Origin of the sequence: Dietzia sp., from assembly GCF_036741115.1 — a bacterium.
Taxonomy (GTDB): Bacteria; Actinomycetota; Actinomycetes; order Mycobacteriales; family Mycobacteriaceae; genus Dietzia.
Genome location: NZ_DAINST010000066.1, coordinates 12763 through 18209 on the forward strand (window position 1 = coordinate 12763; position 5447 = coordinate 18209).

Here is a 5447-nt window from a genome sequence, read left to right on the forward strand (position 1 = left end):
ACGCACGTGATGGCCAACGTCTGGATGCCGAGGACGAGGAGGCACCACAGCGGCGCCTGGGCACCGTAGCCGATCTTGTCGCCGTCGACGCCCGCCGCGTGGACCACGCCGTAGATGGCGAGCGAGAAGAACCACGAGCTGGAGAGGACGATGAGCACGACCCAGATGAACGCCCAGCGGTTGAGGAACTGGAGGCGGATGACGTTCCGGAGGCGGCCGCGCAGCACGGTCGGAGCGGAGTAGATGGAGGGCTCGTCGAAGAAGGTGATCTCGGCGCGGGCGGCGAGGCCGATGCCGATCCCGACAGCCGAGTTCTGGCCGCGGGAGAGCTTCTTGATCCGGCTGCACGCCGGGATCCGGAACTCGTCGACGAGCTCGGCGGCGAGCTCCGCATCCCAGCTCGGGAAGAACATGCTCGCGGAGCGGGGCGACCTCGACTGTGAAGTCCTCCGGGTATCGCTGCCCCTCGCGGACGAAGCACATGCGGCTGAGCACCGCGGGGTTCTCGCATGGCCCCTCCCCGAAGACGCGAACCTCGCCGCTGCTCTGCCTGTCCTGCGCCGTGAGGATCGACATGGCCGTGGTCTTACCTGCGCCGTTGCGGCCGAGGAAGCCGTAGATCGTGTTCTCCTAGATGTCGAAGCTCACGTCGTCGAGGGCGAGGGAGTTCTTGAAGCGTTTGGTGAGGTGGCGTGCATCGATGACCGAGCCGATGTCGGTACTTCCTCTTCTCCTGCCCGGCACTAGCCCGGCTGGTTCGAATGGGGCGCTGGTTTGTGCGCGGTGTCGTACGCGGCGGTGTGGATCAGCGAGATGACGTCGTCCGGTCCGAGTCCGAGCGTGCGGGCCTCGGTGATGAGCGGCCGAACGTAGCGGTCGGCGAAGGCTGCGCGCCGCTCGGCGAGGACGAGTTCGCGGGCGCCGGGCGCGACGAACATGCCGATGCCGCGACGCTTGTAGAGGATCCCCTTGTCCACGAGGAGGTTGATTCCCTTCGCCGCGGTAGCGGGGTTGATGCGGTGGAACGATGCGAGCTCGTTCGTCGAGGGGGCTTTCCCGTCTTCGGGGAAGCTGCCGTCGACGAGCGCGTCCTCGACCTGCTCGGCGATCTGCACAAACAGAGGCTTGCTCTCGTCCACCGCCGAACCTCCGTCGTTGATTGGTTAGTTACGCAACTAATGAACCATGGGACGCGGACGGAGCCAAGGGTCTGCGGAATATATGCGAAGAGAAAGGAAAAGCGAGGAACCCTGCGAGAATTCGTAATATCTATTTACGCGGGCCCGATAGAGAAGTGGACAGGACTCGAGAACCGAACACGGGAGAAAACATGCGCACCACCGCACGCCGAATGACCTCCATCGCCGCAGCCACTGCCGTCGCGGCGGCCCTGACCGTCGGTGCCGCCGGGACCGCCGGCGCCCAGGAGCCGACTGAGGGAAATCCCATTTACGGCTCGCTCGCCGCCGCCGGCCTTTCCGACGAAGACGGCACCCTTACCCCCATCGGACAGTCCGTGACTACACCCATCGTCGTGGGTTCGGTCGCCGCGTTCTTCGGCGTGTGCTTCTCCATGGAAATCACGAACCTCGCCAACTGCCCCTCGTAGTCCAGGAACCAAAATCGCGTCGGCGCCCCAGCGTTTTCGCTGGGGCGCCGACGCGAATCGGTATGTGAGGGCAGCGGACTAGCGCTCTACGGCAGGCCGGTGCCGACGGGCTCCGCGCTACTTGCCGCGGCGCCGCACTGCGGCCGGGTCGCCGAGGACCACTCCCTTCCCCGGCTCGGATCCTTCCGGGTATCCGTCCCCGGCATCGAGCGACTTCTTGACGTCCGCGGCGTAGAAGTCCTTGACGTACTCCTGCCCGCCGAGCTCGGCCAAGCGCTCCATGATCGCGTCCGTCAACGCGCGCGCCTGCGCGTACTCGTCGCCGGCATCGCGAAAATCATCGGGGTACAAGGGGTCGCCGACGACGAGCCCGCACCGCTGCGGGCGCGGAATCCACGACCCGATGGGGTTGGCGAGGTGGGTGTCGATCATTGCCACGGGATACACCGGCGAATTCGCCTGGAGCGCGGTCCGCGCCGCGCCGGTCTTGCCCCGGTAGAGGCGGCCATCGGGAGAGCGCGTCCCCTCCGGGTACATCCCGTGGAGATCGCCGCGTTCGAGGACCCGCAGGCCCGTGGCCATCGCCGCGCTTTGCGACTCCTTGTCGGACCTGTCGATCGGGACCTGGCCGACGGAGGTGAAGAACCACTTCTGCACGGCCCCGGAGAACCCGGTGCCGGTGAAGTACTCCTTCTTCGCGAGGAAAGTGATCTGGCGGGGAGACAGGAGCGGGAGGTAGAACGAATCCATCACGGCGAGATGGTTCGACGCGAGCATCGCCGGGCCGTCCGAGGGGAGCTTATCGATCCCTCGTGCGAACGGCCGGTTGTACACCCGCAGGAAAGGCCCGATGACGATGTTCTTGAGAACCCAATAGGTCTTGTTCTGCATTTCTCCCTGTTCCGTTTACAGGTCCCGACGACTCCCTGCTGCGTCGAAGACGACAACGCACCCAGTATGCCCGGTCCCCGGAAACGGTTCTCGAGAGCGGATCTACTCCCGCAACGTGTCGAGGTAACTCCCGAAAGTCGCCTGGTCGACGAGCCCTTCGTCGGGAACGAGCCCGCCATGCGCGACCGCGCGGCCGAACAGCGGCGCCTCAAGAACAAATCGCAGCTTCTTGCCGCCGACCTCCCCGACGGCGTCTTGCTCGCGGCGGATGAAATCGCGCAGCTTGCCGATCTCGGGGCCGCGCACCGAGACGATCCGCTCATCGCCGCCGTCACTTGCGCCGGCAGCCGCCCCGCTGGCCGCGAGCTCGACGAGCAGCTCGGCCACCCGATCCTCAGAGACGGGAGCGGTGACCATGGTTGGGACCAGCGCGATCGGCCCGGCGGTGAGCTGGCCGGCCATCTGCGCAGGGAAGCCGAACCACTGGGCCGAGCGCAGCACACGCACCTCTGGCACAGCGTCGCCGCCGGCTGCCTCGAGATACGTCCGCTCGTGCTCGGCCTTCGCCTGGTAGTACCCGAATCGCTTGTTGACCTCGCCGTCGGCGACCCCGGCGATCGACAGACACACCACGCGCCGCACTCCTGCCAAGCGCGCGGCATCGAGGACATTGCCGGCGACCTGTCTGAAGAAGTCCCGGCCTTTCTCGGCGTTCGTGGTCATGAGGTCCATGCAGTCGATCACGGCGTCGACTCCGTCGAGCGCCTCGCGCAGCCCGTCGCCCGTGTATGCGTCGACGCCGCTGGAGCGGCTCGCCGCAACACACTCGTGCCCCTGACGGCGGACGGCCTCAGCCACCCGCGAGCCCATCGAACCGGTCGCTCCCAGAACTGCGATACGCATGGCCCCGAGGCTACGCCGCGCCCGGACGGCGCCGACTGCCACGAGTTTCCATATCCGACCAACGCGGACATGATCAGTCCTATTTCGGCGATATGGTCATGACATGAAGAACATCATCATCTACGCCATGGACACCATGGCGGACTGGGAATACGCCTACCTCACCACCGAAGTCGTCGGGGCCGAGTCCGTGCACCCGGGCCGCTTCCGCGTCCTCTTCGCAGGAGCGACCGCCACCCCGGTCCGCACGCTCGGCGGACTCTCCATAACTCCCGAGACCACTGTTGCGGAGGTCGATCTCGATTCCGCCGCCGCTCTCGTCCTTCCGGGAGGGCAGACCTGGGGCGAAGGGCACGACGAAGTACTTTCTCTCGCGAAGCGGGCCGTCGAGGCCGGGGTGCCTCTCGGCGCGATCTGCGGGGCCACCTTCGGGATCGCGCGCGCTGGGCTGCTCGACGCAATCCCTCACACGAGCAACGACCCGTCGTTCCTCGAACAAAGCGGCTACTCCGGCTCCTCGCTATACGAGTTCCGCGAGGCGGTCACGGCGGGCGGAGTCACGACTGCTTCCGGGCTCCGGCCCGTGCCCTTTACTGCGGAGATCCTCGTTGCCGCGGGAGTCTTGCCCGCTGGATATGCGAACGCCTGGCGCGAGCTCAACGCCTCGCCCACGCTCGCGAACTACGAGGAGTACGTCCGACAGAGCAAGGCATTCGCCGCGGCTACGCGCCGAGGGCACCCTTGATGGTGTTCCACGCGACCGGGATCTGCGGGGTGAACAGCGACCAGTTGTGCAGACCCGCCGGGAGCTGATCGAAGCGGTGCTCGATGCCGAGCGTATCGAGCTTCTCGTGCATCCGGTTCGTGCACACGTTGGAGGCCTGCTCGAGCGCGGCTCCGACGACGAAGTTCCCGATGTTCTGGTCGTACGCCTCGAACTCGCCCTCCTTCGCGGCGCCCGTCGCGGAGGAGAGGTACAGCGCCTTGCCGCGGAGCTTCTCGGCCTGGCTGATCGCATCGTGCGCCTGCCAATTCTCGTTGCCCGGCGTGCCCCACATGTTGTTCACGTTCGCCCCGCGGGACTCGACGGTGTAGCGCGTGAGGATCTGGCCGAAGTCGTCGGTTGTGTAGCAGCCGCTGACCCCGAAGACTCCCTGGTACTTGTCCGGGTGGCGGACGGCGAGCGAGTACGCGGAGGCGGCGCCCATGGAGATGCCGCCGATACCGTTCTTCCCGTTCTGCTTGAGCGCGATTTCGTCGCCGGATATCAGCTTGGGGAGGTCTTCTGTAATAAAGGTCTCCCATTTGGAAATCCCGAGCTTCGGATCCTGCTTCTCCCAGTCCGCCCACATCGACGCCTGACCGCCGGTGGGGATGACGAGGTTGACGTTCTCGTTTTCGAACTGCTTCTTGGCGCCCCAGACCATGAAGCCGCTGGGGCGCTCGGAACCGACGCCGTCGAGGAGATAGAGGTTGGGCGCTGCGTTGCCGCCCGGGGCGCGGTAGATCTCGATGGTGATGACCCGCTGCATCGGCGCGTAGGCGATCTCCCACTGCTCGTAGCGACCGTTCGTGACGGTCTTCTTGAGGACCTTGGTCTCCTTGATCGAGGGGTCCGGCGCCGGCGGCAGCGGAGAGTCGCCGGCGAAGAGATCGGGAGAGAATCCGAGGGCGTCGGCCGAGCCCATTATCGTCGAGCCCGCGAAGGCCGGGTCGCCCGAGGAGCCGAGGATCTGCGAGAGCTGGTCGGGGTTGATCCCGCCGAGCGTCCCCGCGGCGTTCGTGGCCAGCGCTTCCGGGCTCGCGCCCTGCGTGGCGACCGGCGCGTCGACGGTCTCGCGCGCCTTCTCCATGTCGGCAGCGAATGCCTGCGCCCCGCCCCCGGCGAGGAGGAGGGAAGACGCGGACGCCACCGTCGCGGTCGCGAAAGCGGCCTTCCGGATTGCCGATGTCTTCATACTTATCTCCTCGCGAGGACGTTTTTCCAGCACAGCGGTTGCGTTGTGAATGTTACGCTCATAGTAAACTAATGTTGTTGATGTTG

Annotated in this window: 6 protein-coding genes and 1 pseudogene; 2 read left to right on the forward strand and 5 right to left on the reverse strand. The window is 66.1% G+C overall.

From position 1 onward, the window contains the following. Together V7E05_RS10695 and V7E05_RS10700 are read right to left on the reverse strand one after the other, a co-directional pair. Positions 1–413, reverse strand: a pseudogene (locus V7E05_RS10695) (hypothetical protein); the annotation flags it as partial. A gap of 330 nt (positions 414–743) precedes the next feature. Beyond that, positions 744–1139 carry a GntR family transcriptional regulator gene (locus V7E05_RS10700; protein WP_333619639.1) on the reverse strand — a complete coding sequence of 132 codons (396 nt, stop codon included), beginning with the start codon at positions 1137–1139 and terminating at the stop codon, positions 744–746. Positions 1140–1330: 191 nt separating this feature from the next. On the opposite strand from V7E05_RS10700, the gene V7E05_RS10705 reads away from it, so the two are divergent. Then, positions 1331–1609: a hypothetical protein gene (locus tag V7E05_RS10705; protein ID WP_333619640.1), complete on the forward strand. Its 279-nt coding sequence runs from the start codon at positions 1331–1333 to the stop codon at positions 1607–1609. Between the two features lie 117 nt (positions 1610–1726). Here V7E05_RS10705 and V7E05_RS10710 read toward each other — a convergent pair whose 3' ends face one another. Then, positions 1727–2500 (reverse strand): lysophospholipid acyltransferase family protein, encoded by a 774-nt coding sequence (locus tag V7E05_RS10710; RefSeq protein WP_333619641.1) that lies wholly within the window; start codon positions 2498–2500, stop codon positions 1727–1729. Positions 2501–2602: 102 nt separating this feature from the next. After that, a complete protein-coding gene (locus tag V7E05_RS10715; protein WP_333619642.1) occupies positions 2603–3403 on the reverse strand; it encodes an SDR family oxidoreductase in 801 nt (266 codons plus the stop codon). Positions 3404–3506: 103 nt separating this feature from the next. On the opposite strand from V7E05_RS10715, the gene V7E05_RS10720 reads away from it, so the two are divergent. After that, the gene (locus tag V7E05_RS10720; protein ID WP_333619643.1) at positions 3507–4148 is read left to right on the forward strand and encodes a DJ-1/PfpI family protein; all 642 of its coding nucleotides are present in this window, start codon (positions 3507–3509) and stop codon (positions 4146–4148) included. Here the strand turns inward: V7E05_RS10720 and V7E05_RS10725 are convergent. Next, positions 4126–5361, reverse strand: a complete 1236-nt coding sequence (locus tag V7E05_RS10725) for an alpha/beta hydrolase (RefSeq protein ID WP_333619644.1) — start codon at positions 5359–5361, stop codon at positions 4126–4128. The two genes, V7E05_RS10720 and V7E05_RS10725, sit on opposite strands and share 23 nt — an antisense overlap. Between the last annotated feature and the right edge of the window lie 86 nt (positions 5362–5447).